Origin of the sequence: Kitasatospora sp. NPDC051853, from assembly GCF_044452665.1 — a bacterium.
Classification (GTDB): Bacteria; Actinomycetota; Actinomycetes; order Streptomycetales; family Streptomycetaceae; genus Kitasatospora.
Genome location: NZ_JBITBY010000001.1, coordinates 878,373 through 903,797, shown reverse-complemented (window position 1 = coordinate 903,797; position 25,425 = coordinate 878,373). Strand labels below are relative to the sequence as shown.

Genomic DNA, 25,425 nt, shown 5'->3' with positions numbered 1-25,425 from the left:
ACCGAAGGAAGCACCACCATGAGCACCACCACCGTGACCCCGCTGAGCACCGCCGACGCCGAGGCCCTGGTCTCCGCCGCCCGGGCCGCCGCCGAGGCCGCCGGAGTCACCGTCAGCATCACCGTCCTGGACGCGGGCGGGCACCTGCTCGCCTTCCGCCGCGACGACCGCGCGGTCCTGATATCCGGCGAGACCAGCACCCGCAAGGCGTACACCGCCCTGCAGCTGAACGCCCCGACCGCCGACCTGGTCGACCTGGTCAAGCCCGAGGGCCCGTTCCACTCCCTCACCACCGCGCTCGACCGGCCGCTGCTCTTCATCGCCGGCGGCGTCCCGGTCCACGACCGCAACGGCCGCCTGATCGGTGCCCTCGGCGTGGGCGGCGGCGCCCCCGAGCAGGACCACTCCTTCGCCACCGCGGCCGTCGCCACCGTCGCCACCGGCCCCTTCCCGGAGCAGTCCAACTGACACCCGCTCAGCTGCCGCCCGGCCCCTCGGGGGCCGGGCGGCAGCCTCGCTAGACTGAGTCGATGATCATTTCATCCACCGACGATCCGATCGAGCTCGTCATCTTCGACTGCGACGGTGTCCTGCTGGACAGCGAGCGCCTGGCCGTGCGGGTCGACGCGGTCGTACTTGCGGCCCTCGGCTGGGAGTTGACCGAGGAGGAGATCGTCCACCGGTTCGTGGGGCGGTCGCACCGGGACGTCACCGCGCAGATCGAGGCCCACCTCGGCCGCACGCTGCCGGAGGACTGGGACGCGGAGTTCAAGCCCCTCTACGACCAGGCCTTCGCCGACGAACTGACGCCCGTGGACGGCATCGAGGAGGCCCTCGACGCGATCACGCTGCCGACCTGCGTGGCCTCCAGCAGCAGCCACCGGCGTCTGCGCAGCACCCTCGGCCAGGTCGGGCTGTACCCCCGCTTCGAGGGCCGGGTCTTCAGCGCGAGCGAGGTGGCGAACGGCAAGCCCGCCCCCGACCTCTTCCTGCACGCCGCCGCCACCCTCGGTGTCGAACCCGCCCGCTGCCTGGTGGTGGAGGACAGCCGCTTCGGCGTCGCCGCCGCCCGCGCGGCCGGAATGCGCTCCCTCGGCTTCGCCGGCGGCCTCACCCCGCCCGCCTGGCTGGAGGGCCCGGGCACGACGGTCTTCACCGACATGCGGGAACTCCCCGCCCTGGTCGCGTCGGCCGGCTGAACCGACCGCGCACGGCAGAGCATCCGAACGGCAGGGCACCCGAACGGCGGAGCGCCCGAACGGCGGCGAACGACATCGAGGGGCGGCACCGGAGGACTCCGGTACCGCCCCTGCCGACCCGGCCGGCCCCGTCAGAGGTCGAACTCGTCCGGGGTGACGGCCAGCGCGAAGCAGGCTTCGCGGACGACTGCCTGCTCGGTCTTGTCGAAGTCACCGTCGGCGCCGCCGATGACGATGCCGATCTGGATGACGGCACGCGCCTCGACGGGCTTCTTGGCGACCTTGCCGATCACCTGGAGCAGCGTCACCTTGCCGAGCTCGAAGTCCGAGGTGACGGTGGTCAGGTAGTCGTCGAAGCGTCGGTGCAGGTCCGCGGAGTCGAAGTTCTGCAGCACCGGGTTGGTGGCGATCAGCGCCGCCACCCGCTGACGCTCGGACGGGTCGACCGAACCGTCCGCGGCGGCGACCAGGGCGCACATCGCCATGGCGGCGTCGCGGAAGCCACCGCTCTTCAACTCGTGCTTCTTGCTCTCGAGTTGACTCTGCATGGTCTGGGCGGACTGCTTGAGGCGGTCCCACAGGGCCATCGGGGTTCTCTCCCTTACGGGTGGTGCTGACGTGCGTGCTACAGGTGGGGGGCGATGGCCGGCATCAGGTCCTGGAAGGTGCGGCCGCGGGCGGGCTCGCCGATCGCGGAGAACTTCCAACCGCCGCCCTCGCGGCGGACCTTGGCCATGATCTGGGCCGTGTGCGGTCCGCCGCCGGTGAGGGTGTAGCGGGCCAGCTCCACCCCGGTGGACTCGTCCACCAGGCGGCAGAAGGCGTCCTGCACCTGCTCGAAGGTCTGCCCGGTGAAGGAGTTCACCGTGAAGACGATCTGCTCGACCGTCGCGGGCACCCGGGCCAGGTCGACCACGATGCTCTCGTCGTCACCGCCCGCGCCGGCACCGCCGACCAGGTTGTCCCCGCTGTGCCGGACGGAGCCGTCCCGGCTGGTGAGCTGCTGGAAGAAGACCACCTCCACCAGCCCGCCGCCCTTGTTGTAGAGGACGGCGGAGGCGTCCAGGTCGATGGGCCGGGAGGTGAGCTTGGCGAAGAAGCCCTTGGCCGCGGCGGCCCGCCAGCCGAGGCCCATCCGGACCACGCCGAGCGCGCCGCCGTCGGCCTTGGCCAGGCTGATCCCCTGGCCCTTCGTCAGGTTGATGCTCATGCTGCTGCCCCTTCTCGCCGGGTGTGGCGCCCGGTCAGATCGCGACGCCGAAGTCCTGAGCGATTCCCGCCAGACCGGAGGCGTAACCCTGCCCGATGGCGCGGAACTTCCACTCGGCGCCGTTGCGGTACAGCTCGCCGAAGACCATCGCGGTCTCGGTGGAGGCGTCCTCGGAGAGGTCGTAGCGGGCGATCTCGGCGCCGCCGGCCTGGTTCACCACCCGGATGAAGGCGTTGCGGACCTGGCCGAAGTTCTGGCCGCGGCCGGAGCCGTCGTAGATCGAGACGGGGAAGGTGATGCGCTGCACGTCGGCGGGGACGGCGGCCAGGTTGACCTTGATCTGCTCGTCGTCGCCGTCGCCCTCGCCCGTGCGGTTGTCGCCGGTGTGCTCGACCGAGCCGTCGCCGCTCTTGAGGTTGTTGAAGAAGACGAAGTCGCCGGTGGAGCGGACCTTGCCGTCCTCGCCGAGCAGCAGCGCGCTGGCGTCCAGGTCGAACTCCGTGCCGGTGGTGGAGCGCACGTCCCAGCCCAGGCCGATGACGACGGCGGTCAGGCCGGGCGCCTCCTTGGTGAGCGAGACGTTTCCACCCTTGCTGAGGCTGACGCCCATGAACGGTCTCCTTCGAGTCGTGGTGCCGTCGGCGGAGCTGACGGTGTTTTAAATCTACAGCAATGTAGAAGTAAAGAGACCGTAAGATCCCCTGCGGGGAGGCCGTTCGGGGCGGCCTCGCTACGATGAACGGCCGACACCGCCGCGACGTGCCCGAGGAGGACCGATGGTGCGAGACACCGATCCCGAGCCCGAGCCCGGCCACGGCCGGGACCGCGGCTCCCGCCCGCGGCGGCGCGGGCAGGGTGAGCTGGAGGCGCAGATCCTGCACGTGCTGCACCGCGCCGGGCGGCCCGCCTCGGCCGCCTGGGTGCAGGAGCACTTCGACGGCGAGCTCGCCTACTCCACCGTGATCACCATCCTGACCCGGCTGCACGAGAAGCAGGCCGTCACCCGGGTCCGGGACGGCCGCGCCTACCTCTTCACCCCCGCCGCCGACGGGGCCGGGCTGGCCGCCCTGCGGATGCGCCGGATGCTGGACGCCGAGAGCGACCGGCAGGCCGTCCTGGCCAGCTTCGTCACCGCCCTCTCGGCCGACGACGAGCAGCTGATCCGCGCCCTGCTCGGCTCCGACGCCCCTCCCCCGAACGGGAGTTGAGCGCTCCGTGGGCGTCTTCGTCTTCCTCCCCCTGATCCTGCCGCTGACCGCGCTGCCGATCGCGCGCCTCGCCGAGCAGCACCTGCACCCGCGCACCACCACCCGGCTGCTCAGCTGGATCAGCGGCGTCCTGGCCCTCTGCTCCACCCTCTGCCTCGGCCTGCTCGGCGTGGTCGGCACCGCCCAGATCCCCGGCAACCCGCTGCCCGACGCCTGGGCCGACCCGGAGGTCCGGGCCGCCGTCCCCTGGGACGAGGCGGTCGGCACCGGCTCGATCGTCGCCCTGGCCGTGGTCGTGGTGACCGCCGCCGTGACCCTCGGCCGCCACCTGCGCGGCCGCCTCCGGGCCCGCTGGGCACTGGCCCCGCTGGGCAGCAGCGCCTCCGGTTTCGATTCCGGCTCCGGGGTGGCGGTGCTGGACGACGAAGCCCCCTACGCCTACGCCGTCCCCGGCCGCCGGGGGCGGATCGTGGTCTCCACCGCGATGCTGGCCCACCTCGACGAGGACGAGCAGCGCGCCCTGTACGCCCACGAGCGCGCCCACCTGACCGGCCGTCACCACCGCCACCTGCTGGTGGTCCGGCTGGCCGCCGCGGTCAACCCCTTCCTCGCCCCGCTGCGCGACGCCGTGGTCTTCGCCGCCGAACGCTGGGCCGACGAGGAGGCCGCCGAGGCCGTCGGCGACCGCCGCCTGGTGGCCCGCGCGGTCGGCCGCGCCTCGCTCGCCCTCCCCCGGCCCCCGGCCACCACCGCCCTGGCCCAGTTCGCCGCACCCGGCCCCGTCCCCCGCCGGGTCGCCGCCCTGCTGGCCCCCGGCCCGGCCGTCCGCCACTGGCCCCCGGCCGCCAGCCCGGCCGGCCTGGCCGCCCTGGTCGCGGCGGCGGGCACCACCGTCTCGGCGATGTCCTGCCTCAACGCCTCGGCGGCCCTGCTGCTGATCCTGCACACCGCGACCGCCAGCCACGGGATCGGCCCGGGCTGACCGGGCGTCAGCGCCGTGTGCCAGAGTCTGCGCATGCTGGAGATCACGGTACGAACAGAGGGCGGGGACCGGCTGGTCCGGCCGACCGCCGAGGAGCTGGCCGCGCTGGTGGCGCGGATCGGCGCGGACGAGGACAACTTCCTGGTCCTGCAACGGGTACCGGACCTGCCCGACGTCTTCGCGCAGGTCTGGCACCGGACGGGTGACGTCTACGCGGTGGAGCACCGCGACGGCACGGTGGACCGGCACTTCGGGACGTTGTTCGACACCCCGGAGGCGGTGACCGCCGCCCTGACCGGCTGGGCCCGGCAGGAGACCGGCTGGGACGCGGGGCGGGCGTGGGAGCGGCTGGAGTTCGCCCCCTCCCCCGAGGTTCCGCCGCTCGACCTGAGCGAGCCGGACCGCGCCGTGCTGGAGGACCGGCTGCGGCTCGAACTGGCCGCCGGCTACACCGACTTGGACCGGCTCGCCGAGCTCGCCGAGGACCACCTGATCACCGCCGAACGCCGTCCCGTCTCCCCCGGGCAGGCCAAGGCCCTGGCCCGACGGCTCTGGCTGGAGCGCGTCGGGCAGCAGTCCGCCTGGCAGGGCGAGACCGATCCGGAGCGGCTGACCCGGGCCTTCGCCGCCCTGGAGCGCGGCGGCATCACCGCCCGCGAGAACTTCGCCTGCTGCGGCAGCTGCGGCCATGCCGAGATCGGCGGCGTGGCCCCCGCCGAAGCGCGCGGCTTCGTCTACTTCCACGCCCAGAGCACCGAGCACGCCGCCGCCGGACACGGCCTGACGCTGCACTACGGCGCCTTCGAGGACTCGGACACGACCACCCTCGGCGTCGGCCACGAGGTGGTGGCCGCCCTCGATGCGGTCGGCCTCCGCACCGACTGGGACGGCACCCGGGACCGCGCCCTCACCGTCACACCGCTCGACTGGCGCCGCCGCCTGGTGGGTTAGGGGCCGGCCCCATGGTGGGAACCGGACGGGCCGGCGGGGCGTCCTCGCTCACGGCGAGAAGGGGGATGATCACGATGCGACGACGGAAGCTGCTCGGCATCGGCGCCGGGCTGGCGGTGCTGCCCGCCGTCTGGGCGGTACGGCTCGCGGTGGCCGAGGACGCGCCCGGCTGGCACACCGAGACCGCCCCGCTGGAGCGGGTCTTCCCGGAACTCGGCCCGCTCACCGACGCACGGTGGGTCAGCAGCCGGGACGACGACGACCGCGGCGTCCCCTCCCCCGAACTGGTCGTCTCGGGCTACGCCCGGCTGGCGCCCGGCAAGCTGGACGCCCTGACGGCGGCTCACCCCTTCGCCCCCGGCACCCCTCCGGCGGGCACCTCCTGGTTCGAGAAGCCCCTGCAGCAGGGTGCCGGACCGAAGGACCCGGACTGGGTGCGCTCGGACTCCCTCGACCGGGACGGGAGCGGGGCGAGGGTCACGTTCTGGTTCGACCGCCGCACCGGCACCGTCCGGTTCTGGGCGCTCAACCCGCACGCCTGAGGCCTGAAGCCCTAGAACGCCGGGTCCTCGCCGGTGAGGCCGTCGACCGACTCCCGGATCAGGTCGGCATGGCCGACGTGGCGGGCGTACTCCTCGACCAGGTCGAGGAGGATGCGGCGGAGGTTGGGGCGCTCGCCGTTGCGGGCGGTGTAGGCACCGAGCTGCTCCAGGCCGCCCTCGGCGAGGGCCGCGTCGACGACGGCCCGGGAACGGGCGGCCGCCCCCTGCCAGAGCGCGTACAGCTCCTCGGGCGTGTCCTCGGCGGCGGAGCGGTGGTCCCAGTCGGGGGTGGCCTCCCAGTCGACGGCGTCCCAGGGCGCGCCGACGGGTTCGCCGAGCCAGAGGCGGGCGAAGTGGCTGTCCTCGATGTGCGCCAGGTGCTTGAGAAGCCCGCCGAGGGTGACGCCGGACGCGCCGACCGTGGCCCGCAGTCCGGCCGCGTCCAGCCCCGAGGTCTTCCAGGCCAGCGTCGCCCGCTGACGTTCCAGGGCGCCCACGACCGCCGCCGCCTCGGTGCCGGCGAGCGGGGGCTCCGGCCAGGTCTCCGCAGTGAACTCGATCATGGCGATGACCCTAGCCACTCGTCCGGACCGGCCGTTCGATAGGCCTACTGCCGCGCCTCGGCCCGGGCCTCCCGCCGGGCGGACGGGACCAGGCCGGGGGCGGCGCGGAAGGAGAAGGCCTCCAGGAGGGGGCGGCGCTTGGTGTTCTGGAAGGCGGCGACCCGCCAGCGGCCGCCCGACTCCCGGACCAGGGTGTAGGTCTGAACCTTCGTCAGCCTGCCCTTCGGGGAGGAGCCCTTGTAGGTGTCGCCACGCGAGGTGACCACGGCGAGGCCGGGGGCGGGGAAGCGGACGTCCAGGAGTTCGTCGGCCAGGCGGGTGCCCTTGAGGAAGCCGGCGAACAGGACGCGGTGGCTCGCCACGATGTCGCTGCGGCCCCGGTAGTGGGTGCCGACGTAGGTGACGTAGCCGGCGTCCTCGGTGAACTCGGCACCGTAGGCGTCGGCGTCGTGGCGGGCCCAGGCATCGGCCAGGCGGGCGAGGACCTCGGTGACGGCCTGGCGGTCGGTGCTGTGCGTGGTCATGGCGGCCCCTTCCGGGATAGGGTGGGATAGCTGCACAGATGCAATATCTGCGCGCATGCAGATAAATGTAAGGGGACCACCGCGCCATGGCAACCGACCGGCCCGCACCGGGCGACGAGCACGAGACCTTCCGCGCCTACCTCGACGCGGTCGGGCTCAACGCGATGGCCGCCGCCGCGGCGGTCGGCCTCCAGCCCTCGGAGTGGTACGCCTTCAGCCAACTGGCCCTGGCCGGCAGCCTCACCTCGGGCGAACTCTCCACCCTCACCGGCCTCACCACCGGCGCCACCACCCGCCTGATCGACCGCCTCGAACGGGCCGGCTTCGTCCGCCGCACCCCCGACCCGGCCGACCGCCGCAAGGTCGTCGTCGCACCCGTCCCCGAAGCCCTCCCCCGCATCCTCGCGGCGGTCACCCCCACCCGCCACCACCTGGCCCGGGTCCTGGACCGCTACACCCCCGAGCAACGCGCCGTCCTCTTCGACTACTTCACCCACGCCGCCCCCGCCTTCCGCGAGGCCACCGAGGAGCTCCGCCGGGCCGCGCCGGACAGCACCGCGCCCCGGTGACCGGTCGGGACCGGTGCACCGGGGCGCGGGGAGCCGACCGGACGTCGGCCGGAGCTCAGCGGGGTGGGATCAACGGCCCTGCAGGGCCTTGACGTTGTCGCCGAAGGACCAGCCCTTGGAGCCGTCCCAGTTGATGGACCAGGTCATCAGGCCCTTGAGCTGGCCGCCGAAGGAGCCGTAGGCCTGGCTGACCAGGCTGGGGGCCATGTAGCCGCCGCCGGCACCGGGCTGGGCCGGGAGGCCGGGGACCTGCTTGTCGTAGGGAACCTTGATGGTGGTGCCCTGGATGGTGAGGCCGTTGTTCAGGCACTGGGTCTGCTTGGTGAAGCCCTCGACCGTGCCGGCCTGGTAGGAGTCACCGGCGCAGCCGTACATGCTGCCGTTGTAGTACTGCATGTTGAGCCACCACAGGCGGCCGTTGTCGACGTACTTCTTGATGATCGGCAGGTAGGAGCCCCAAATCGAGCCGTAGGTGACGCTGCCGCCGGTGACGTACGCGGTCTCGGGGGCCATCGTCAGGCCGAAGCCGGCCGGCATCTGGGCGAGCACGCCGTCGATGATGCGGATCAGGTTGGACTGGGAGGCGGAGAGCGAGGTGATGCTGCCGCTGCCGGAGAGGCCGGTCTCGATGTCGATGTCGATGCCGTCGAAGTTGTACTTCTTCAGGATCGGCACCACCGTGGCCACGAACTTGTCGGCCACCGTGCTGGAGCTCAGGTCGATGCCCGCGGCGGCGCCGCCGATCGACATCAGGAGCGTCGCGCCGGCCGCCTTGGCCTGGCACATCTCGGCGGGGGTGGAGACCTTGACGCCCGCGTCCATGCCGTCCTGCCACAGGACGGTGCCGTCGGAGAGGATCACCGGGAAGGCCGCGTTGATGACGTTGTAGCCGTGGGCGGCGATCCGACTGTCCGTGATCGGCACCCACCCCATGCCCGGGTGGACGCCGTTGGCGGCACCGTCCCAGTTCTCCCAGTAGCCCTGGAGGACCTTGCCGGTGGGCTTGGGCTTGGTCGGGCAGGTGTCACCGGTACCGCTCGGCGAGGGGCTGGTCGACGGGCTCGTGGAGGGGCTGGTCGACGGGCTGGTGGAGGGGCTCGTCGAGGGCGAGGCGCTGGTGGACGGGCTCGTCGACGGGGACGGGCTGGTGGACGGCGAGGGGCTGGAGCCACCGGGGCCGGTGAGCGTGAAGTCGTCGGCGTAGTAGGCGGGTTGGCCGTACCAGCCGTGCACCCAGATGGTCACCGAGGTGGTGCTCGCGCCGGTGCCGAAGTTGACGCTGAGCTGGCCGTAGGAGGCGCTGCTCGGGGTCCAGGTGGAGGTGGTGCCGGTCAGGCCGTTGCCGGTGGCGCCGAGGTAGACGTAGCTGCCCTGGACCCAGGCGCTCAGCGAGTACTGGGAGTTGGGCTGCACGCTGATGGTCTGGCTGCACTGGCCGCTGTCCTGGCCGCTGGGCGCGGCCTTGAGCGCCGAACTGCCGCCGTGCACCGGGCTGGTGACCACCACGCCGGAACCGGCCGTACAGGTCCAGCCGGAGAGTCCGCTCTCGAAGCCGGGGTTGGCCACCAGGTTGGGGGCCGCCGCCCCGGCGGTGACCGAGCCGGCCACCACGAGACCGGCGCCGACCACGGCGGCGGCACTGACACCCGCGAGGGTGCGCCGGGCGAGGTTCGGCGTGGCCTGGGCGTGGCTGGTCCGGGTGGGCCGCGGCGCGCGCTCCACCTCGGGGCGGTGGCCGCCCGACGGACGCGGAGTACGGGACCTCCGACGGAACATGGTGTGCTCCCTTCCCGCCGGGGCGTCGTGGAGGTGTCGACGCGTGGGGGCGCGACGCCCGGCCGTGGGTGAGGTGGGGGACATGTGGGGATGTGCCGGACCGGATCGTAGGAGCGCCGGAAAGGGCACGTCAATAGGTCTGGACCAATCGGACGGTACGGGCACCCGCCGAGCTCGGACGATCCGCCGGGATCGACCCCGGGGAGGAGTGGTACTCCGTCAGGAGGGGTGGGGCCGAAGGGGGTTGGGAGGAGCACGGGCCCGGGGTGGCGGGAGCCGGGTCCTCGGGCGGCCGGGCGATGTGCCGGTGCGGGGGCGGTTCCTAGGGTCGGTGGACGTGACCGGAGCTTGCCGGCACGCATCCCTCCGCCCCTCCCCGAGGAGTCCGTCCATGACCGACCGTCAGTCCCGCCGACTGCGTCCGCTCGCCGTCCTGCTGGTGGCCGCGGCCGCACTCGGCGTCGCCTCCACCCTGCCCGCCTCGGCGGCCCCGTCCGAGACGGGCCGGCGCGACGCCGTCCGGTCCGGGCTGGAACTGCTGGTGCAGCAGGACCGCTACCCCGCCGCCCTGGCCGCCACCACCGACGGGCGCGGCCGCACCCGCGACCTCACCGCCGGGGTGGGCGACCTGCGCACCGGCTCCCGGGTACCGGTGGACGGGCGGGTGCGGGCGGGCAGCAACACCAAGACCTACACCGCCGTCGTGGTGCTCCAACTGGTCGGCGAGGGCAAGGTCGAGCTGGACGCCCCGATCGAGCGCCACCTGCCCGGTCTGGTGCGCGGCGAGGGCATCGACGGCCGTGCGATCACGGTCCGCCAGCTGCTCCAGCACACCAGTGGCCTGCCCAACTACACCGACTACATCGCCGCCGAGGTCTTCGGCAACCACCACCGCTACTACCAGCCGCGGGAGTTGCTCGACATCGCGCTCGCCCACAAGGCGACCTCCGCACCCGGCACCGCGTGGGCCTACAGCAACACCAACTACGTGCTGGCCGGTCTGCTGATCGAGAAGGTCACCGGCCGACCGTACGCGGAGCAGATCACCCGGCGGGTGATCGATCGCCTCGGGCTGCGGAACACCTACTTCCCGGCCGTCGGCGAGGAGACCATCCGCGGGGCCCACCCGCAGGGGTACCACGTCGCGGAGCCGGGCGCGAAGCCGGTGGACGTCACCGAGCTGGACCCCTCCTGGGGCTGGGCGGCCGGTCAACTGGTCTCCACGCCGAGCGACTTGAACCGCTTCTTCGCCGGCCTGCTGAACGGGCGGCTGCTGAAGCCGGAGCAGCTCGCCCAGATGCGCACCACCGTCCCGATGCCGACCGGCCCCGGCGGCGTGGCGGGCGAGCGGTACGGCCTCGGCCTGATCAGCACCCCGCTCAGCTGCGGCAAGGTGGCCTGGGGCCACGGCGGCGCGACCCCCGGCTCCTACACCGTCCCGGGCGTGACCGAGGACGGCCGGGCCGCCACCATCGCCGTCACCGCCAACCTCGCCCCCACCCGCCAGGGCCCCGAGCACGTCGCGGCGCTGCTCGACTCGGCACTCTGCGCCGGGTAGCCCCCGCACGCACCGCTGCCCTCCGACCGGGATCCGGTCGGAGGGCAGCGGTCTGTGCGCTGGCACGGAGTCAGCCCTTCAGCCCGAGGGCGGTGCGCAGTTCGCGGTTGGCGGGCCCGAAGTCGAGGCCCGCCAGGCCCTCGGCGGCGGCCCGGGCCGCCTCGGACTTCGGGTCGGCGCGCAGGGCCTCGGCCCAGCGGGCCTCCTGTTCCACCTCGGCCCGGTACTTGGCGACGGCGGGCCGCAGGTGCTCGCTCCAGGTCGTCCGGTCGAGCGCCAGCCGGGCGGTGTCGGTGGCGTCGACCAGCCGGCGGGCCCATGCGCGGTAGGTCTCCGGCGCCTCGCCCGGCTGCTTCTCCGGTGCCAGGGTCAGCACCTGTTCGACGCCGCGGGTGGCGGCGAAGTAGGCGTTCTGCTCGGCCGTGAAGGACGTCGGGTCCTGGCGGACCGAACCGGTCCTGAGGTCCTCGGACTGGACCAGGCAGAGCGCCTGCATGTGGTTCACCGGGCCGACGTACCCGGCCTCCGCCCCCTCGGGCAGGGCCGCCTGGTCCAGCACGTAGTCGTAGTGGGCGGCGAGGCAGTGCCGCTGGACCACCGCGTCCTCGGGGTACGCGGCCCCCGGCAGGTTGGCCAGCCCGGTCACCTCGGTGCGGTGCGGCCGGTCGCAGGGCACCACGCTGACGGTCGGGGGGACCGGTCCGCTCAGGCCGAGCTCGACCACGCACTGACCGGTGGTCAGCTGGCTGACCAGCACCTTGCCGTTGCCCTTGGCGATGCCCAGCACGTCCGGGACGACCAGTGACAGCACCAGGATCCAGAAGCCGGAGAGGCAGAGCCCGAGGATCGCCCGGCTCCGGCCCAGCCAGGGGTTGTTGCCGATGGCACGCAGCGCGAGCACCCCGAGGACGACGCCCGCCACCGCCCCGATCCCGGTGAAGCCGAGGGCACCGGCGGCCAGGGAGGCCGTGGCCCTCCGGTCCTTCCCCGGCGCCGGCGGGCGCTCCCCGGCGGGCGCTTCGGTGGTGGGGGCGGACTGCTGGTCGTGGACCTGTGACAACGCCGGGGCTCCTCGTGGGCAGGGATCCGCTGGTACGCGGCCCCGCGACGATAGCCGGACGCACCGTCACCCCGCCGCTGATTAACCCCTGCCGCTGATCAACCCCCCGCCGCTGATCACCCCCCACCGCCCGGCCGGGCGGTGACCAGACCGGACTCGTACGCGGCGATCACCGCCTGGGCGCGGTCCCGGACGTCGAGCTTGCCGAAGATGCTGGTGATGTAGTTCTTCACGGTGGACTGGCTGATCTCCAGCGCCTGCGCGATGGCCGCGTTGTCGAGGCCCCCGGCGATCAGGCGCCAGACCTCCACCTCACGGGGCGTCAGGTCCCCCGCCGCCCCTCCCTCCACCGCGGCGGCCGGGACCGGGGCGGCGGCGGGCGAGATCCGGACGTGACTGGAGATCAGCCGGGTGAGCAGCCGGGGGGCGACCACCGCGTCGCCCGCGTGGACGGTGCGGATGGCGGCGGCCAGGTCCTCCGGGGAGACGTCCTTGGGCAGGAAGCCGTACGCGCCCGCGCGCAGCGCGGCCACCACGTACTCGTCCATGTCGAAGGTGCTGAGGGCCAGCACCCGGGCCCCGGGCAGCACGGCCGCCAGCCGCTCGGTGGCGCCGACGCCGTCCAGCACCGGCATGCGGATGTCCATCACCACCACGTCGGGGCGCAGCTCCACCGCGCGGGCGACGGCCTGTTCGCCGTCCTCGGCCTCGCCGACCACCTGGAAGGACGGGTCGGGCGAGAGGATCAGCGAGAGGCCCCGCCGCACCAGCGGCTGGTCGTCCGCGATCAGGACCCTGATCACCTGCTGCTGGTCGGTCATCGGTTCTCGTCCCCGTTCTGGACGGCGGCCTCGGCGCTCTCGGCCGGGCTCAGCGGTAGGTCGGCGAGGACGGCGAAGCCGCCCTCCGGCAGTGGACCGGCCGTCAGGGTGCCGCCGTGCAGGGTGACCCGCTCCCGCATCCCGACCAGCCCGTACCCGCCGGGGCCGGCCTCCGGCGACGGCCCGGCGCCGTCGTCGCGGACCTCCACCGCGACCGACTCCGGACGGTACGTCAGCCGCACCTCGGCGCGGGCCGGTCCGGCGTGCTTGCGGGCGTTGGTCAGCGCCTCCTGGGCGATCCGGTACACCGTCAGGCCGACGGTCGGCGGCAGCGGCCGCCGCGCGCCGTCGACGGTGAGCACGGCCGGCAGTCCGGCCCGCTCGGACTCGGCCACCAGCCGGTCGAGGTCCTCCACGCCGGGCTGGGGCGCGGCGGGGGCGTCGTCGGGCTCGTCGCCGGTGCGCAGGACGTCGAGCAGCTGCCGCATCTCGCGCAGCGCCAGCCGTCCGGAGGCCTCCAGGGTGACCAGGGCCTCCCGGGCCACCTCGGGGTTGGCGAGGTTGGCCCGGGCGCCACCGGCCATCAGCTGCATGGTGGTGATGTGGTGGGCCACGATGTCGTGCAACTCCCGGGCGATCCGGCGGCGTTCGTCGGCCACCGCACGGTCGGCGAGCAGCTGCCGGTTGGCCGCCACCTCGCGCTGCCAGCGGTTCACCGCCAGGCCGCCGCCGACCACGAACAGGACCGAGAGCAGCGGGCTGATGCTCTCCTGCCAGGTGACGGCGCGGTCGTACGTCTGGCTCCAGGAGAGCAGTGCCGCCGTCGCCACGGCCGCCACCGCCGTCACCCTGGGCGGGCAGGCCCGGGCCACCGAGAACACGCCGACGATCAGGGTCGCGCCGAAGTGGGTGGGCAGCCGCAGCAGCAGGGTGGCCAGCACGTCCAGCAGCACCACGGCGGCCAGCACCGGCAGCGGACGGCTCCGGCGGAAGAGCAGTGGCAGGGCGGCCGCCGCGACCAGCAGCAGGCCGACCACGCTGACCCGGTGCTCGCCGGTGGGGTCGCCGAAGAACACGTAGCTGAGCACGTTGAGCGTGCACGCCCCCGCCGCCACCAGGGCGTCGGTGTGCGTCCAGGGCACCCCCTCGGCCTCCGGCCCCCGCCCGGGATGTGCTCGCCCGCCCATGTCCGTCCTTCCGCATCCGCCTCACCGCGCTGATCAGCGCCGATGCCCTCATTCTGTCAGCGCCCCGGGGCGGCGGGCATGGTCCCCACGGCCGATCACCGGGCCGCCGGACCAGGACCACGGTCCCGGGTGCGGACCGCCCCGGGGAGCTGAGGCCCCGTCACGGATCGTCCGCTGCCACGACGCCCGGGGCCATCCCGGCTGATGAGCTGTGAACAGGCCGGGAACCCCCGGTCGCACCGCTCGAACCGGACCGCCGCCCGCGGTCCGCCGGAGGAACACGTGATCCGCGCACTGACCGGGTACTCGACCAGGAATCCCTGGCGAGTGATCGTCTTCTGGGTGGTCCTGGGCATCGCCCTCGGCGTCCTCAGCCCGATGCTGCTCTCCCGCGTCACCCAGTCCAGCACCGGGGACTTCCTGCCCCGCAGCTACGACTCCGCCGCCGCGCTGCGGATCGCCGAGGAGCACTTCGGGGTGCGGCCCGACGCCACCACCGTGACCGTGCTGGTCGCCCGGGCCGACGCCAAGCCGCTGACCGCCGCCGACCGGCAGCGGATCACGGCCCGTTCGGCCGAGCTGGCCGCGCACCGGGTGGAGATGCCGCGCAAGGAGGAGGAGCCCGCGTTCCTGGTCCCGGACCGCTCGCAGACCCCCCGGGTCGCCCCGGCCGTCCAGGCCCCCGACGGCTCCTTCGACCTGCTCACCGTCGAACTGACGGGCAACCAGACCGACGAGGGCGTCCAGAAGGTCTTCCGCGCCTTCCGCGACGACGCCCGCGCCCGCTTCGCCGCCGACGGGCTGCGCAGCGGCTACACCGGCGCGCTCGCCGAGATCTCCGACACCGCCGAGGCCAACCGGACCGCGACCGTCGTGGGCGGCGCCCTGGTGGTCGCGCTGATCGTGCTGCTCAACGTGCTGGTCTTCCGCAGCGTCCTGGCCGCCGTACTGCCGCTGCTCGCGGTGACCTTCATCGGGGGCGTGGCCAACGGGGCGGTGGCCGGGATGGCCACCCTGACGGGCCTCCGGCTGGACGCGAGCACCCCCGGCCTGATCTCGGTGGTCCTGCTCGGCATCGGCGTGGACTACCTGCTCTTCCTGCTCTTCCGCTTCCGCGAGCAGCTGCGCTCCCGGCCCGGGCAGCCCGCCCGGGAGGCGGCCGCCGAGGTCTCCGGCCGGGTCGGCACCGCCATCACCTCCGCCGCGCTCACCATCGTGGCCGCCTTCGCCACCCTCGGCGTGGCGAGCTTCGGGCAGTTCCGCTCGCTCGGCCCGGCGATCGCCGTCGCGGTGCTGGTGATGCTGCTCGGCAGCCTCACCCTGATGCCGGCCCTGCTGGCCGCCTGCGGACGGAAGATGTTCTGGCCCTCGCGCACCCTGCGCCACCACCCCGCCCCCGGCTCCACCGCCGAGCGCTTCGGCCTGCTGGTGGCCCGCCGTCCGCTGGCCGTACTGCTCGGCTCGGTCGCCCTGCTCACCGCGCTCGCCGCGGGCATGGCCGGCATCCGGATGGACTACGGCCAGGGCGGCGCCGCCTCCACCACCCCGGCCGCCGCCACCGCCGCCGAGATCGCCCGCGCCCTCCCGGCCGGCGTCTCCGACCCCACCAGCGTCTACCTCACCGGCAGCTCCCTCGCCCCGGCCCGGCTCGACGGTCTGTCAAAGGCCCTGTCCGGTACGGAGGGCGTCGGCCAGGTCACCCCGGCGGTGCTCTCCCCCGACGGCCGGGCCGCCCGGATCGACCTCTACCTGACCGCCGACGCGCAGAGCGCCCGCGCCCGCGAGCTGGCCTCCGGCCCGGTCCGCGCCACCGTCGCCGCCCACACCCCGGCGGGCACCGAAGCCCACGTGGGCGGCACCGCGGCGGTCTTCGCCGACGTCTCCGACGCCGTCGACCGCGACCTGCGGCTGGTCTTCCCGGTCGCGGCCGCCCTGATCGGCCTGATCCTGCTCCTCCTGCTGCGCAGCCTGCTCGCCCCGGTGGTCCTGATGCTCGCGGTCGGCCTCGGCTTCGCGGCCACCCTGGGCGCCTCCACCCTGCTCTTCCAGCACGGCCTGGGCGAACCGGGCGTCTCCTTCACCCTCCCGCTCGTCCTCTTCCTCTTCGTGGTGGCCCTCGGCACCGACTACAACATCCTCATCACCGACCGGATCCGCGAGGAGATGCGCCGGCCCGGCCCCGCCCGCAGCGCGGTGGCCCGCGCCGTCCGCCACACCACCCCCGCCATCGCCACCGCGGGCCTCGTCCTGGCCGGCTCCTTCGCCTCCCTCGCCACCACCCCCGGCAGCGCCCAGGTCGCCTTCGCCCTGACCCTCGGCATCCTGCTCTCCGCCTTCGTCCTCTCCCTCGCCCTCGTCCCCGCCCTCGCCGCCCTCCTCGGCCGCTACCTCTGGTGGCCCCTGCGCCGCCCCGAGCCCGCCCCTCCCGCACAGACCCGGGAGGCGGCCCCGGCCGCCGAGTACGCACCCCGTCACTGATCCCGGCCTCCGGCCGGCCGGTCCAACCGGCCGGCCACAGGCCTGTTTCTGAAGTGATCTTCAAAGCCGCTCATTGACAGCTGCGACGAGCGGGCCCGTCCCGCCACGGCGCACCCGTACGGGTCCACCGTCTTCCTGTCCACCGGCAACAAGGGCTCCAGCCTGGCCCCCTGCGCGTTCGTCAGATCTCCCCGCCGCACCTGAGGATCAGCTCAGGCCGTGATCTACTTCCACTCATCGTGCTGATCAACGAGAAGTCGAGGCCATGACCGACCACTGCTGCGAGGCGATGACGAGCCGGGCGAACTGGCACTGCGACCGGCACGACGACCCCTTCACCTGCCCCGACGCACTGATTCGATTCAGCGTCAAGTTCCAGGAGTACGGGCTGATCATCCATGACGGCGGCACATCGAGCATCGAAATCGACTTCTGCCCTTGGTGCGGACGGCGTCTCCCCGAGTCCCAGCGGGATCGATGGTTCGACGAACTGGAGCGCCGCGGGATCGATCCGTGGGAAGACGAGATCCCCACCGAGTTCCAGGACGGAAGCTGGCTCGCTTCGCTGCATCAGGAGTGACGAAGCAGCCTTTGATCCACTTCTGTAACAGGCCCTATCCGCAGTTGTCCGGCAGGAGCGAGTGGACCTTGCCGAGGGTGGGCGAGGTGCGCCGGACGACCTGGGCGCGGACGAGCCGGACCGCGGGCGGGATCGCGACGGGGACGGGGCTCCGGCTCCATCGCAGCCAGAGGGCCAGGTGACCGAGCTCGGCGGCCTCGGCGAGCTTGTCGAGGGACCAGAGCTTGGTGCTGCGGTCCACCTCGATGCTGATCGGCCGCCCCTTTCCCGAGCGGTGGTGGAGCTGGAGGTCGAGCCGCCCGGCGCGGCCGCCGGCTCCGCCGCGCCGGGCCGAGGGCAGGTCGACCTCCCGGTGGACCCGGTAGCCGAGCCCCGAGCCCCAGTCCGCCACCGTGTCCGTGAGGAACGCGGTCACCTCGGCGGTGGACAGGTCGGTGAAACTCCGACGGTTGAGCCAGGCCCGGAGGGAGCGGGCCGCCGCGTCGACTCCGGCTTCGGTCATGGGCCGAGTATCAGGGGTGCCGCTGACACTTCGTCACTCGCCCGCTGGCGGAGCCAGTGGCACCGCGTACACCGGCTCCTGGCCGTACCCCGTAAAGCCGGCCCTGCGCAGGATCGGACCGGAGGTAGCCGGATTGGCCTTCACCAGCGCCATCCGCGCCCCGTGCTCCGCTGCGTACCCGAGCCGGGCCGCCAGCAGGGCCCGGTAGACCCCCTTGCGCTGCCAGGCCGGGGCCACCACACCGCCCGTCAACCGCGCTACGCCGCCGACCAGTTCGACCCCGCTGGTCCCGGCGGGCTCGCCGTTGACGTACGCGACCAGCGTGCCGCCCTCCCCCGCCGCGACCGTCCGCGCGTTCCGCAGCGCCGCCGCCTCGATCCGTTCCCGGGGCGGCAGTTCGCCGCCGAAGCCGGTCACCGCCACCTCGGCCCCGTCCCGCGAGGAGGCCGCGTCGGTCGCCCACCGCAGCTCCACCTCGACCTCCGGTTCCCGGAGCCGCGGCGCCCCCTTGCCCAGGTCCGCCGCCAGGACCTCCAGCTCCAGCTTCACCCGTCCACCGCGGGCCACCAGTTCCTCCGCCAGCCCGGCCGGGTGCCCGATCAGCACCTGCCAGTCCAGTACCGGTACCCGGAACTCCCGCGCCCGCTGCACCACCGCGTCAACTGCCGCTCCCAGCGGCCCGTTCGGCGTGAACGACACCACCGAGAGGTCGAAGTCGTAGTACTCGGGCAGCCGCACCATCCGGTACCCGTCCGTCCCGACCACCTCGGCGTTCTCCGGTTCCCACACCCAGGCGGCACTCGCGGCGGCGACATCAGCAACAGAAAGTCCCATGCCCAGGACCCTAGAAGATCACCACCGGGAACTCCGTGGACGACCGCTCCGCTGTTGCAGAACCAGGACACCCCGGTGACGGTCCGCCGAGGTGCCCCACGGAACCCCCCGACCGCCGGCGGGCCTCAGGAGACGAACCCCACCACGCCGAACCCGGGCTGCGCCTGCGCCCGGCGCAGCCAGCCGATCACGTCCATCACGGCCTCGACCACCTCCGGCTCCAGCGGCGGGGCGTGGCCGTCGCGCTTGGTCTGCTCGAACTGCTCCAGCGCCGCCAGGCACTCCTCATGCGTCCACTCGCCGCAGCGCGGCAGCTCGTAGTGCGGGATCGGCTTCGGCAGGCCGTCGTAGTAGCCGAGTTCGGCCACCGAGACCGCCGTGATCCGCAGCGCCCGCAGCCCCTCGTCGACCATCTCCAGCCAGGAGCCCCGGAACGGCGAGAAGGAGGAGTTGTCGAGGAAGCTGCCGGTCAGCGCGCACAGCCGCTTGTAGGCGTAGCCGTACTGGAACGCGTACTGCGCCGGCGCCGCGAACGGCCCGCCGTGCACCACCGCCCGCAACGCCTCGAACGCCGTCGGCGCACCGTTCGCGATCTCCGACGAGAACCACTCGTCGTCCGCGGCCAACTCCTGCCCGAAACCGCCGCGAACGGCCTCCAACAGCCCCTCGTCACCGGACCCGACGAGCTTGCGGGTGGCCTCGATGTCGAGCAGGTACACACTCAGCGAAGAACTCATGATCCCTAAGCTATCGGTGCCCACCGACACCCCTCCCGTTCGGAGCCCCGAAGTGCTGCCACCCCTCACCCCTCCCAGCGAGTACACCGCGGTCGTCCTCCGCACCGACTTCGGCGACGAGGCGGCCTGGCGGGCCGTCAAGGCGGCGTGCTCCGAACTCTGGGGCGAGGCCGCTGTCCACTTCGTCGACGATCCCGCCTGGACCGGTGCCACTCCGGAGGCGGTGATCGCCGCAGCGTCGGCCGACGAGGACCTCTGCGTGGTCTTCCTCGCCGACCACCTCACCATGCGGGACCCCGAGCACACCCTCCTCGCCGTGGCCGTCCTGACCCGCGACGAGTGCGACAGCGACGAGGAGTTCGAGGAGCACGGCGGATCCGTCCGCACCGTCCCGGCCCGCCTCCACGACATCCACGCGAACCTGTCGATCGCCAACCTGGACTTCGGCGACGTCCGCGCCGCCGTCGGCACCGACGGCGTCTTGCGGTCCTTCTAGTCAGCCACCGGTGCCCGCCGAGGGTTCGGCCTGCCAGGCCGAAAGGCGGTGGTGGGCCGGGCCGCTGACGGTGCGGGCGCCGGCGGTGCAGGCGGCCCAGCGGAGGTCGTCGGCGGCGAAGGCGTCCTCGCCGTGGGCATCGACCCAGAGGGAGAGGGTGCCGGGGGCGGCGTGGGTGACGTCCCACCAGGTCCAGGTGCGGAAGGGGCAGTCGAGCTCGAAGCGCCAGAGCCAGTTCTCCAGGGACCAGCCGCTCCCGTGGCCGGCCGCGGTGTAGCGGGCGGCTCCGGCGCGCGCGAAGCCGGGCACGGGCCCGTCCTCCGCGCAGACGGCGGCGAACCAGGCCGGCACCGGCCGCGGGACGACCCGGGAGTCGACCCGGCCCTCGACCACCGAGCGGTCGAGGGCGGCGCCCAGCACGGCACGCAGCCGCGCCGCGTACTCCCCCACCGGTCCGTCGGCCTCCACCAGGAAACGGCTCAACCCGGGCGGGCCGCCCTCCGGACGGGAGCCGACCCGGTCCCGTTCGTCGAGGAGCGCCTCTTCCTCCTCGTCCAGGAACTCATCGCTCACTCGGCCCAGCCCGCGAGGTTCGAGTACGACTCGAAGGAGTACCGGGTGTCCCGGGTCCACTCCTCCCCGGTGACCCGCTCGTACGCGCGGTCCGGTACGTAGAGCAGGCTCTCCGCCCAGACGTACCCGTCGGCGAAGGGGGCGAAGGCCCCGGGGTCGTGGAGGACGCGCTCGAAGACCTGCCGCCCGGCGGCCACCACCGCCGCGCGGGTGTAGAGGAAGGCGTCCCCGGAGAGCTCCCGGCCGTACTCGCGGCGGTCCAGGCGGTACAGCGCCCAGGAGAGTTGTTCGGCGAAGCCCTCGACCCGGTCCACCGGGGACCGGGCCAGCTGCTCGGTCAGGATGTCGGCGAGCAGCTCGGCGTCGTGGTCCGTGTCGGGGCCCGGCGGCGTGCAGTCCGCGATCAGTTGCCAGAAGGTGTCCTCGTCCATGGCCGAAGAGCCTGCCGCACGAATGTGACAGTCCGGGAACGGTTCGGGCCCGATCGGCGTCCTGGGAGGCATGGACATGCGCAACACGCTTCAGGGACCGAGTCGGCGTCAGATGATCGGCGGGGCCGCCGCGATGGGGGTCGCCGTGCTGCTACCCGCCGGGAGAGCCTCCGCCGCGCAGGGCGGCAACGGCGTGACGGAGCGGCTGCGCGCACTGGAGCAGCAGCACGGCGCCCGGCTCGGTGTGTACGCGCACGCCGCCGACTCCGGCCGCACGGTCCGCCATCGGGCCGACGAACTGTTCCCGCTCTGCTCGACCTTCAAGACCCTTGCCGTGGCCGCCGTCCTGCGGGACCTGGACGGCCCGTTGGACCGTGTCATCCACTACACCGCGCAGGAGGCCTCGGACTCCGGCCACGCGCCGGTCACCGGCGACCCGAAGAACGTGGCGTCCGGTCTGACGATCGAGCAGCTCTGCGACGCCACCATCCGGTTCAGCGACAACTGCGCCGCCAACCTGCTCCTGCGCGAGCTCGGCGGGCCGGAGGCCGTCACCCGCCTCTGCCGCTCGCTCGGCGACCGGGTGACCCGGCTGGACCGGTGGGAGCCCGCGCTCAACTCGGCCGAGCCGGGCCGGGTCACCGACACCACCAGCCCGCGCGCCCTGGCCCGGACCAACGCGAAGCTGGTCACCGGCCGCGCGCTGGACCGGGCCGACCGGGAGCGGCTGACCGCCTGGCTGCTCGGCAACACCACCGGCGACGAGCGCCTGCGGGCCGGCCTGCCGAAGGACTGGCGGGTGGCGGAGAAGACCGGCACCGGGGCCTACGGCACGGCCAACGACGCCGGGGTGGCCTGGCCCCCCGGCCGGGGGCCGGTCGCCATCACCGTCCTGACCACCCATCAGGACCCGAAGGCCACCGCCGACGCACCGCTGATCGCGGCGGCCGCCGCGATCGTCGCGGAGGCGCTCGCCTGACGACGGGAGCCAGCACACCGTGACCGCCGCCACCGCCGCGAGAACCGCGGGCCGGTGGCGGCGGCGCGTTCGGGAGCGGTGGTGGGACGCGGCTCACACCGGCGGGTGTCACAGGACGGGGCGCTGTCCCGTCACGGGTGGCAGGAGAACACGACATCCACCAAGAACCCGGCCGACCGGATCGACGTCCTGACCCGCCGGCCGGCCGGGAACCACCGGGTGGGACAGTTCCACTGAGCAGCCGTCAGGACACCGGAGGGGGAGCCCGTATGAGCAAGGTCGAGGAGTTCGAGGAGCTGCGGCCGCTGCTGTTCTCGATCGCCTACCGGATCCTGGGCAGCGTGAGCGAGGCCGAGGACGTCGTCCAGGAGGCCTGGCTGCGGTACGACGCCTCGGCGACCCGGCCGGATTCGGTCAAGTCCTTCCTGTCGGCGACGGTGACCAGGCTGTCGATCGACGTGCTTCGCTCGGCGCGGGTTCGGCGGGAGGCGTACGTCGGGCCGTGGTTCCCGGAGCCGCTGCTCAGCGATCCGTACCAGGACCCGGAGCGTGCCGCCGAGTTGGCGGACTCGGTGTCGATGGCGGCGCTCCTGCTGCTGGAGCGGCTCGGCCCGCTGGAGCGGGCGGTGTTCCTGCTCCGGGAGGTGTTCGGCTTCGGCTACGACGAGATCGCGGAGGCGGTCGGCCGCTCCGAGGCGGCCTGCCGCCAGCTGCTGGTGCGGGCCCGGCGGCACATGGCCGAGGGGCGGCCGCGGTTCGCGGCGGACCGTACGGAGCGGGACCGGCTGGCGGCCCGGTTCTTCGAGGCGATGGCGGGCGGCGACATGGAGGGGCTCCAGCAACTGCTGGCCGCCGACGTGCAGTTCGTCGGGGACGGGGGCGGCAGGGCGCCGCAGCTGGCCCGTGCCGTCAGCGGGGCCCGGAACGTGGCCCGGCTGCTCGCCTCGGTCTTCCCGGTCCTGCTGCGGATCGACGTCACCCTGGAGGCCCGGGAGGTCAACGGCCAGCCCGGCGCCGTCTTCCGGGACCGGGACGGGGCGGTGCTCCAGGCCCTGGCGCTGGACGTGCTGGACGGCCGGGTGCAGGCCGTGCGGGTCGTCCTCAACCCGGACAAGCTGCGCCACCTCGGCCCGGTGGCGGACGCCTGGGCGGTCAGCGAGGAGGTGCGACGGGCCCGCCGCACCCCCTCCTCCTGATCCGCCGTCAGCCGTCAGCCGTCAGCCGATGGTGATGCGGAAGATCTTGTCGGCGCCGTCGGCCGCGCCGCCGTTGTTGTCGGCGTTGGTGGTGGTCAGCCAGAGCTGGTCCGCGCCGGGCACCTTGGTGACGGTGCGCAGGCGGCCGTAGGTGCCGACGTAGTAGGAGGTGGCGCCGCCGACCGTCTCGGTGTCGCCGTTGATCGGGATGCGGTACATCCGGGTGCCCTTGAGGGCGGCCATGTAGATGACGTTGCGGACGATGGTGATGCCGCTCGGGGAGGCCACGTTGACCGCCCAGGTGGCCTTGGGGTTGGTCATCCCGGCGGTGGAGCAGGTGCCCTCGCAGGTCGGCCAGCCGTAGTTGGCGCCGGGCTTGATGAGGTTGAGCTCGTCGTACTTGGAGTCGCCGAACTCGGCCTCCCACAGCCGCCCGTTGCGGTCGAAGGCCAGGCCCTGCGGGTTGCGGTGGCCGAGGCTGTAGACGTAGTTGCCGAAGGGGTTGCCGGGGGCCGGCTTGCCGGCCGTGGTCAGGCGCAGGATCTTGCCGTTGAGCGAGTTCTTGTCCTGGGCCAGGGCCTGGGTCTGGGCGTCGCCGGTGGTGGCGTAGAGATAGCCGTCGGGGCCGAAGGCCAGCCGGCCGCCGTTGTGGTAGCGGTTCTTCTTGATGCCCTGGAGCAGCACGGTGTAGCCGCTCAGCGCGCTGCCGTTGTAGGTCATCCGGACGATCCGGTTGCCCTCGGAGGCGGTGTGCATGAAGTAGACGTACTTGTTGGCCGACCAGTCGGGGTCGATCGCCACGCCGAGCAGTCCGCCCTCGCCGTCGGTGGTCACCGCGTTGGGCACCGTGCCGACCAGGGTCTTGGAGCCGTCCTTGCCCTGCCGGAAGACCTTGAACGAATCCCGTTCGGTGACCAGGGCGGTGGAGCCGTCGGGCAGCCAGCCGATGCCCCAGGGGACGGTCCAGCCGGAGGAGAGGGTGACCGGGGAGCCGGGCACGCCGCCGTCGGCGGTGCAGGCACCGGTGGTGAAGGTGACGGGCGCGGAGGCCGGGGAGTACCCGCCGGCGGTGTCCCTGGCCACCACGGTGAGGGCGAACGGGGCGTCACAGGCCAGGCCGGTCACGGTGGTCGTGGTGGCCGGCGGGGTGCCGGTGACGGTGGCCAGCACCGCGCTGCCGCTGCGCACCTCGTACGCCAGCACGCCCTTGTCGTCGCTGGAGGCTCCCCAACTCAGCGTCGCGGAGCTGGCCTTGACGTCGGAGACGGTGGGCGTGCCGGGCGCGGTGGGCAGCGGGTCGGTGCTCGCGGTGGTGGTGCAGTCCACGGCCGGGGAGGCCGGGGAGGCGTTGCCGGCCGCGTCGCGGGCGATCACGGTGAGGTTGTAGGTGGTGCTGGGGGCCAGCCCGGTGAGCACCTTGGCGGTGGCGTCGCCCGGAGCCTCGGAGAGCTTGTTGCCGTGCTCGTAGACGTCGTACGCGCTGACGCCGACGTTGTCGGTGGCGGCGGCCCAGCCCAGGGTCAGGCCGTTCGGGCCGATGCCGGAGCAGACGCCCTGGCCGGGGCGGGTCGGCGGCACGGTGTCGGCGGTGACGCCGACGGTGATCCGGTCCAGGTTGGGCCCGCCGCCCGCGGTGGTGGCGGTGGCCCGGACGGTGTTGGCCCCGGCGCGCAGCGGCACGTTCAGGGTCCTGACGGCCCAGGTGTCCCAGTTCGTGGTGGCCGGGAAGGAGACCCCGGCGGCCACCACCGCGCCGTTCACCACCAGGTCCATCGGGCGGTCGGCGGTGGTGCCGTTGGCGTACCGCAGGGCCAGCGGGGCCGTCCCGGCGGTGGCGGCGCTGACGGTGAACTCGACGTACGAGCCGACCGCGTTGACGTAGTCCACGAAGCCGGTGCCGGTGAAGCCGGTGTGGTTGGTGGCCACCGCGGCCTGGCCGAGGGCGGCGTCCTCGGCCTGGTAGTCGCTGCTCGGCGCGGTGACCTCCACCTCCAGGTAATCGAGGTTGGGCAGGCCGTCGGCACTGCTGGAGGTGAGGCGGACCTTGTTGGCCCCGGCGGCGAGCTGCGCCGTCACGGTGGCGGTGGTCCAGGTGTCCCAGGTCCCGGTGGAGGGGAAGGACCGCGCGGCGGCCACCTGGGCCCCGTTGACGGTGATGTCGGCGGGCCGGTCGACGGTGGTGCCGTTGGCGTAGCGGACGGACAGCACGCCGGTGCCGGCGGTGGCCGCGTCGACCGTGAACTCGACCCAACTGCCCACCACGTTGTCGCCGTTGACGAATCCGGCCCCCGAGTATCCGGTGTGGTTGGACTCCACCGCACCCTTGGTCACGGTCGCGTTCTCCGCCTCGTAGCGGGCGGCCGCGGCCGGCGCCGGGGGCACCGCCACCGTGCCGAGCACCAGGGCGGCGAGGGCCCCGCCGGTGGCCGCGAGGTTCCTGACTCTCATCCGATTCTCCTTGCAGGTCGG

Annotated in this window: 27 protein-coding genes and 2 pseudogenes; 13 read left to right on the top strand and 16 right to left on the bottom strand. The window is 73.4% G+C overall.

Going from position 1 to position 25,425, the window contains the following annotated elements; all coding sequences use genetic code 11:
- The first annotated feature begins 18 nt into the window (after positions 1-18).
- Positions 19-468, top strand: coding sequence for a heme-binding protein (locus ACIA8O_RS03985; protein ID WP_396291924.1), 450 nt, complete (start codon positions 19-21; stop codon positions 466-468).
- 62 nt (positions 469-530) lie between these two features.
- Complete coding sequence (locus tag ACIA8O_RS03980; RefSeq protein ID WP_396291923.1) at positions 531-1,199, top strand: HAD family hydrolase; 669 nt, start codon at positions 531-533, stop codon at positions 1,197-1,199.
- A gap of 131 nt (positions 1,200-1,330) precedes the next feature.
- On the opposite strand, the gene ACIA8O_RS03975 is transcribed toward ACIA8O_RS03980, so the two are convergent.
- The 3 genes from ACIA8O_RS03975 to ACIA8O_RS03965 are packed head-to-tail and all read right to left on the bottom strand — an operon-like array spanning position 1,331 to position 3,019.
- A complete protein-coding gene (locus ACIA8O_RS03975; protein WP_396291922.1) occupies positions 1,331-1,786 on the bottom strand; it encodes a tellurite resistance TerB family protein in 456 nt (151 codons plus the stop codon).
- Positions 1,787-1,824: 38 nt separating this feature from the next.
- Positions 1,825-2,409 (bottom strand): TerD family protein, encoded by a 585-nt coding sequence (locus ACIA8O_RS03970; RefSeq protein ID WP_396291921.1) that lies wholly within the window; start codon positions 2,407-2,409, stop codon positions 1,825-1,827.
- Positions 2,410-2,443: 34 nt separating this feature from the next.
- Complete coding sequence (locus tag ACIA8O_RS03965; RefSeq protein ID WP_396291920.1) at positions 2,444-3,019, bottom strand: TerD family protein; 576 nt, start codon at positions 3,017-3,019, stop codon at positions 2,444-2,446.
- A gap of 166 nt (positions 3,020-3,185) precedes the next feature.
- On the opposite strand from ACIA8O_RS03965, the gene ACIA8O_RS03960 reads away from it, so the two are divergent.
- The 4 genes from ACIA8O_RS03960 to ACIA8O_RS03945 all read left to right on the top strand — a co-directional run bounded on the left by ACIA8O_RS03960 (position 3,186) and on the right by ACIA8O_RS03945 (position 6,092).
- Positions 3,186-3,617, top strand: coding sequence for a BlaI/MecI/CopY family transcriptional regulator (locus tag ACIA8O_RS03960; protein WP_396291919.1), 432 nt, complete (start codon positions 3,186-3,188; stop codon positions 3,615-3,617).
- Positions 3,618-3,624: 7 nt separating this feature from the next.
- The gene (locus ACIA8O_RS03955; RefSeq protein WP_396291918.1) at positions 3,625-4,599 is read left to right on the top strand and encodes a M56 family metallopeptidase; all 975 of its coding nucleotides are present in this window, start codon (positions 3,625-3,627) and stop codon (positions 4,597-4,599) included.
- 33 nt (positions 4,600-4,632) lie between these two features.
- A complete protein-coding gene (locus tag ACIA8O_RS03950; protein WP_396291917.1) occupies positions 4,633-5,550 on the top strand; it encodes a DUF6891 domain-containing protein in 918 nt (305 codons plus the stop codon).
- A 74-nt stretch (positions 5,551-5,624) separates the two neighbouring features.
- A complete protein-coding gene (locus tag ACIA8O_RS03945) occupies positions 5,625-6,092 on the top strand; it encodes a hypothetical protein (RefSeq protein WP_396291916.1) in 468 nt (155 codons plus the stop codon).
- Between the two features lie 11 nt (positions 6,093-6,103).
- Here the strand turns inward: ACIA8O_RS03945 and ACIA8O_RS03940 are convergent, their stop codons facing one another.
- Together ACIA8O_RS03940 and ACIA8O_RS03935 are read right to left on the bottom strand one after the other, a co-directional pair.
- On the bottom strand, positions 6,104-6,655 hold the full coding sequence (locus ACIA8O_RS03940; RefSeq protein WP_396291915.1) for a DUF664 domain-containing protein: 552 nt from the start codon (positions 6,653-6,655) through the stop codon (positions 6,104-6,106).
- Positions 6,656-6,699: 44 nt separating this feature from the next.
- Positions 6,700-7,179, bottom strand: a complete 480-nt coding sequence (locus tag ACIA8O_RS03935; RefSeq protein ID WP_396291914.1) for an SgcJ/EcaC family oxidoreductase — start codon at positions 7,177-7,179, stop codon at positions 6,700-6,702.
- Between the two features lie 86 nt (positions 7,180-7,265).
- Between ACIA8O_RS03935 and ACIA8O_RS03930 the strand changes: the two genes are divergently transcribed.
- A complete protein-coding gene (locus tag ACIA8O_RS03930) occupies positions 7,266-7,748 on the top strand; it encodes a MarR family winged helix-turn-helix transcriptional regulator (protein WP_396291913.1) in 483 nt (160 codons plus the stop codon).
- Between the two features lie 69 nt (positions 7,749-7,817).
- On the opposite strand, the pseudogene ACIA8O_RS03925 reads toward ACIA8O_RS03930, so the two are convergent.
- Positions 7,818-8,777 (bottom strand): annotated as a pseudogene (locus tag ACIA8O_RS03925) (chitinase); the annotation flags it as partial.
- Positions 8,778-8,981: 204 nt separating this feature from the next.
- Positions 8,982-9,524, bottom strand: a pseudogene (locus tag ACIA8O_RS03920) (carbohydrate binding domain-containing protein); the annotation flags it as partial.
- A gap of 391 nt (positions 9,525-9,915) precedes the next feature.
- Here ACIA8O_RS03920 and ACIA8O_RS03915 point away from each other — a divergent pair.
- Positions 9,916-11,082: a serine hydrolase domain-containing protein gene (locus tag ACIA8O_RS03915; protein WP_396291912.1), complete on the top strand. Its 1,167-nt coding sequence runs from the start codon at positions 9,916-9,918 to the stop codon at positions 11,080-11,082.
- Between the two features lie 70 nt (positions 11,083-11,152).
- Here ACIA8O_RS03915 and ACIA8O_RS03910 read toward each other — a convergent pair whose 3' ends face one another.
- From ACIA8O_RS03910 to ACIA8O_RS03900, 3 genes are all read right to left on the bottom strand, one after another.
- Positions 11,153-12,142 (bottom strand): DUF4190 domain-containing protein, encoded by a 990-nt coding sequence (locus tag ACIA8O_RS03910; RefSeq protein ID WP_396291911.1) that lies wholly within the window; start codon positions 12,140-12,142, stop codon positions 11,153-11,155.
- 116 nt (positions 12,143-12,258) lie between these two features.
- Entirely contained in the window at positions 12,259-12,963 is a 705-nt protein-coding gene (locus tag ACIA8O_RS03905; protein WP_396291910.1) for a response regulator, read from the bottom strand.
- Positions 12,960-14,105, bottom strand: a complete 1,146-nt coding sequence (locus tag ACIA8O_RS03900) for a sensor histidine kinase (RefSeq protein WP_396291909.1) — start codon at positions 14,103-14,105, stop codon at positions 12,960-12,962. Before ACIA8O_RS03900 ends, ACIA8O_RS03905 begins: the two co-directional genes overlap by 4 nt.
- A 327-nt stretch (positions 14,106-14,432) precedes the next feature.
- Between ACIA8O_RS03900 and ACIA8O_RS03895 the strand changes: the two genes are divergently transcribed.
- Positions 14,433-16,628, top strand: a complete 2,196-nt coding sequence (locus ACIA8O_RS03895; protein ID WP_396291908.1) for an MMPL family transporter — start codon at positions 14,433-14,435, stop codon at positions 16,626-16,628.
- Positions 16,629-16,893: 265 nt separating this feature from the next.
- The gene (locus tag ACIA8O_RS03890) at positions 16,894-17,208 is read left to right on the top strand and encodes a DUF6980 family protein (RefSeq protein WP_396291907.1); all 315 of its coding nucleotides are present in this window, start codon (positions 16,894-16,896) and stop codon (positions 17,206-17,208) included.
- Between the two features lie 34 nt (positions 17,209-17,242).
- Here the strand turns inward: ACIA8O_RS03890 and ACIA8O_RS03885 are convergent, their stop codons facing one another.
- From ACIA8O_RS03885 to ACIA8O_RS03875, 3 genes are all read right to left on the bottom strand, one after another.
- On the bottom strand, positions 17,243-17,710 hold the full coding sequence (locus ACIA8O_RS03885; protein WP_396291906.1) for a hypothetical protein: 468 nt from the start codon (positions 17,708-17,710) through the stop codon (positions 17,243-17,245).
- A gap of 33 nt (positions 17,711-17,743) precedes the next feature.
- Positions 17,744-18,544: a GNAT family N-acetyltransferase gene (locus ACIA8O_RS03880; RefSeq protein ID WP_396291905.1), complete on the bottom strand. Its 801-nt coding sequence runs from the start codon at positions 18,542-18,544 to the stop codon at positions 17,744-17,746.
- A gap of 125 nt (positions 18,545-18,669) precedes the next feature.
- On the bottom strand, positions 18,670-19,281 hold the full coding sequence (locus ACIA8O_RS03875; RefSeq protein ID WP_396291904.1) for a hypothetical protein: 612 nt from the start codon (positions 19,279-19,281) through the stop codon (positions 18,670-18,672).
- A 52-nt stretch (positions 19,282-19,333) separates the two neighbouring features.
- On the opposite strand from ACIA8O_RS03875, the gene ACIA8O_RS03870 reads away from it, so the two are divergent.
- On the top strand, positions 19,334-19,777 hold the full coding sequence (locus tag ACIA8O_RS03870; RefSeq protein WP_396291903.1) for a DUF6924 domain-containing protein: 444 nt from the start codon (positions 19,334-19,336) through the stop codon (positions 19,775-19,777).
- On the opposite strand, the gene ACIA8O_RS03865 is transcribed toward ACIA8O_RS03870, so the two are convergent.
- Together ACIA8O_RS03865 and ACIA8O_RS03860 are read right to left on the bottom strand one after the other, a co-directional pair.
- A complete protein-coding gene (locus ACIA8O_RS03865) occupies positions 19,778-20,350 on the bottom strand; it encodes a hypothetical protein (RefSeq protein WP_396291902.1) in 573 nt (190 codons plus the stop codon).
- Entirely contained in the window at positions 20,347-20,781 is a 435-nt protein-coding gene (locus tag ACIA8O_RS03860; RefSeq protein WP_396291901.1) for a DUF4240 domain-containing protein, read from the bottom strand. The genes ACIA8O_RS03865 and ACIA8O_RS03860 overlap by 4 nt, the downstream gene beginning before the upstream one ends.
- A 76-nt stretch (positions 20,782-20,857) precedes the next feature.
- Here ACIA8O_RS03860 and bla point away from each other — a divergent pair, with 76 nt between their 5' ends.
- Together bla and ACIA8O_RS03850 are read left to right on the top strand one after the other, a co-directional pair.
- Complete coding sequence (bla, locus tag ACIA8O_RS03855) at positions 20,858-21,760, top strand: class A beta-lactamase (RefSeq protein ID WP_396291900.1); 903 nt, start codon at positions 20,858-20,860, stop codon at positions 21,758-21,760.
- Positions 21,761-22,029: 269 nt separating this feature from the next.
- Complete coding sequence (locus tag ACIA8O_RS03850; RefSeq protein WP_396291899.1) at positions 22,030-22,956, top strand: RNA polymerase sigma-70 factor; 927 nt, start codon at positions 22,030-22,032, stop codon at positions 22,954-22,956.
- 21 nt (positions 22,957-22,977) lie between these two features.
- On the opposite strand, the gene ACIA8O_RS03845 is transcribed toward ACIA8O_RS03850, so the two are convergent.
- Positions 22,978-25,404: a PQQ-dependent sugar dehydrogenase gene (locus ACIA8O_RS03845; RefSeq protein WP_396291898.1), complete on the bottom strand. Its 2,427-nt coding sequence runs from the start codon at positions 25,402-25,404 to the stop codon at positions 22,978-22,980.
- Positions 25,405-25,425 lie beyond the last annotated feature (21 nt).

What these genes read in the sequence shown, in the direction of transcription:
- ACIA8O_RS03950 (WP_396291917.1), top strand. Translation starts at nt 4,633, where the DNA reads ATGCTGGAGATCACGGTACGAACAGAGGGCGGGGACCGGCTGGTCCGG.
- ACIA8O_RS03845 (WP_396291898.1), bottom strand. Translation starts at nt 25,404, where the DNA reads ATGAGAGTCAGGAACCTCGCGGCCACCGGCGGGGCCCTCGCCGCCCTG.
- bla (WP_396291900.1), top strand. Translation starts at nt 20,858, where the DNA reads ATGCGCAACACGCTTCAGGGACCGAGTCGGCGTCAGATGATCGGCGGG.
- ACIA8O_RS03935 (WP_396291914.1), bottom strand. Translation starts at nt 7,179, where the DNA reads ATGACCACGCACAGCACCGACCGCCAGGCCGTCACCGAGGTCCTCGCC.
- ACIA8O_RS03985 (WP_396291924.1), top strand. Translation starts at nt 19, where the DNA reads ATGAGCACCACCACCGTGACCCCGCTGAGCACCGCCGACGCCGAGGCC.
- ACIA8O_RS03905 (WP_396291910.1), bottom strand. Translation starts at nt 12,963, where the DNA reads ATGACCGACCAGCAGCAGGTGATCAGGGTCCTGATCGCGGACGACCAG.
- ACIA8O_RS03860 (WP_396291901.1), bottom strand. Translation starts at nt 20,781, where the DNA reads ATGGACGAGGACACCTTCTGGCAACTGATCGCGGACTGCACGCCGCCG.
- ACIA8O_RS03915 (WP_396291912.1), top strand. Translation starts at nt 9,916, where the DNA reads ATGACCGACCGTCAGTCCCGCCGACTGCGTCCGCTCGCCGTCCTGCTG.
- ACIA8O_RS03930 (WP_396291913.1), top strand. Translation starts at nt 7,266, where the DNA reads ATGGCAACCGACCGGCCCGCACCGGGCGACGAGCACGAGACCTTCCGC.
- ACIA8O_RS03885 (WP_396291906.1), bottom strand. Translation starts at nt 17,710, where the DNA reads ATGACCGAAGCCGGAGTCGACGCGGCGGCCCGCTCCCTCCGGGCCTGG.
- ACIA8O_RS03850 (WP_396291899.1), top strand. Translation starts at nt 22,030, where the DNA reads ATGAGCAAGGTCGAGGAGTTCGAGGAGCTGCGGCCGCTGCTGTTCTCG.
- ACIA8O_RS03875 (WP_396291904.1), bottom strand. Translation starts at nt 19,281, where the DNA reads ATGAGTTCTTCGCTGAGTGTGTACCTGCTCGACATCGAGGCCACCCGC.
- ACIA8O_RS03965 (WP_396291920.1), bottom strand. Translation starts at nt 3,019, where the DNA reads ATGGGCGTCAGCCTCAGCAAGGGTGGAAACGTCTCGCTCACCAAGGAG.
- ACIA8O_RS03960 (WP_396291919.1), top strand. Translation starts at nt 3,186, where the DNA reads ATGGTGCGAGACACCGATCCCGAGCCCGAGCCCGGCCACGGCCGGGAC.
- ACIA8O_RS03945 (WP_396291916.1), top strand. Translation starts at nt 5,625, where the DNA reads ATGCGACGACGGAAGCTGCTCGGCATCGGCGCCGGGCTGGCGGTGCTG.
- ACIA8O_RS03980 (WP_396291923.1), top strand. Translation starts at nt 531, where the DNA reads ATGATCATTTCATCCACCGACGATCCGATCGAGCTCGTCATCTTCGAC.
- ACIA8O_RS03970 (WP_396291921.1), bottom strand. Translation starts at nt 2,409, where the DNA reads ATGAGCATCAACCTGACGAAGGGCCAGGGGATCAGCCTGGCCAAGGCC.
- ACIA8O_RS03880 (WP_396291905.1), bottom strand. Translation starts at nt 18,544, where the DNA reads ATGGGACTTTCTGTTGCTGATGTCGCCGCCGCGAGTGCCGCCTGGGTG.
- ACIA8O_RS03890 (WP_396291907.1), top strand. Translation starts at nt 16,894, where the DNA reads ATGACCGACCACTGCTGCGAGGCGATGACGAGCCGGGCGAACTGGCAC.
- ACIA8O_RS03940 (WP_396291915.1), bottom strand. Translation starts at nt 6,655, where the DNA reads ATGATCGAGTTCACTGCGGAGACCTGGCCGGAGCCCCCGCTCGCCGGC.
- ACIA8O_RS03975 (WP_396291922.1), bottom strand. Translation starts at nt 1,786, where the DNA reads ATGGCCCTGTGGGACCGCCTCAAGCAGTCCGCCCAGACCATGCAGAGT.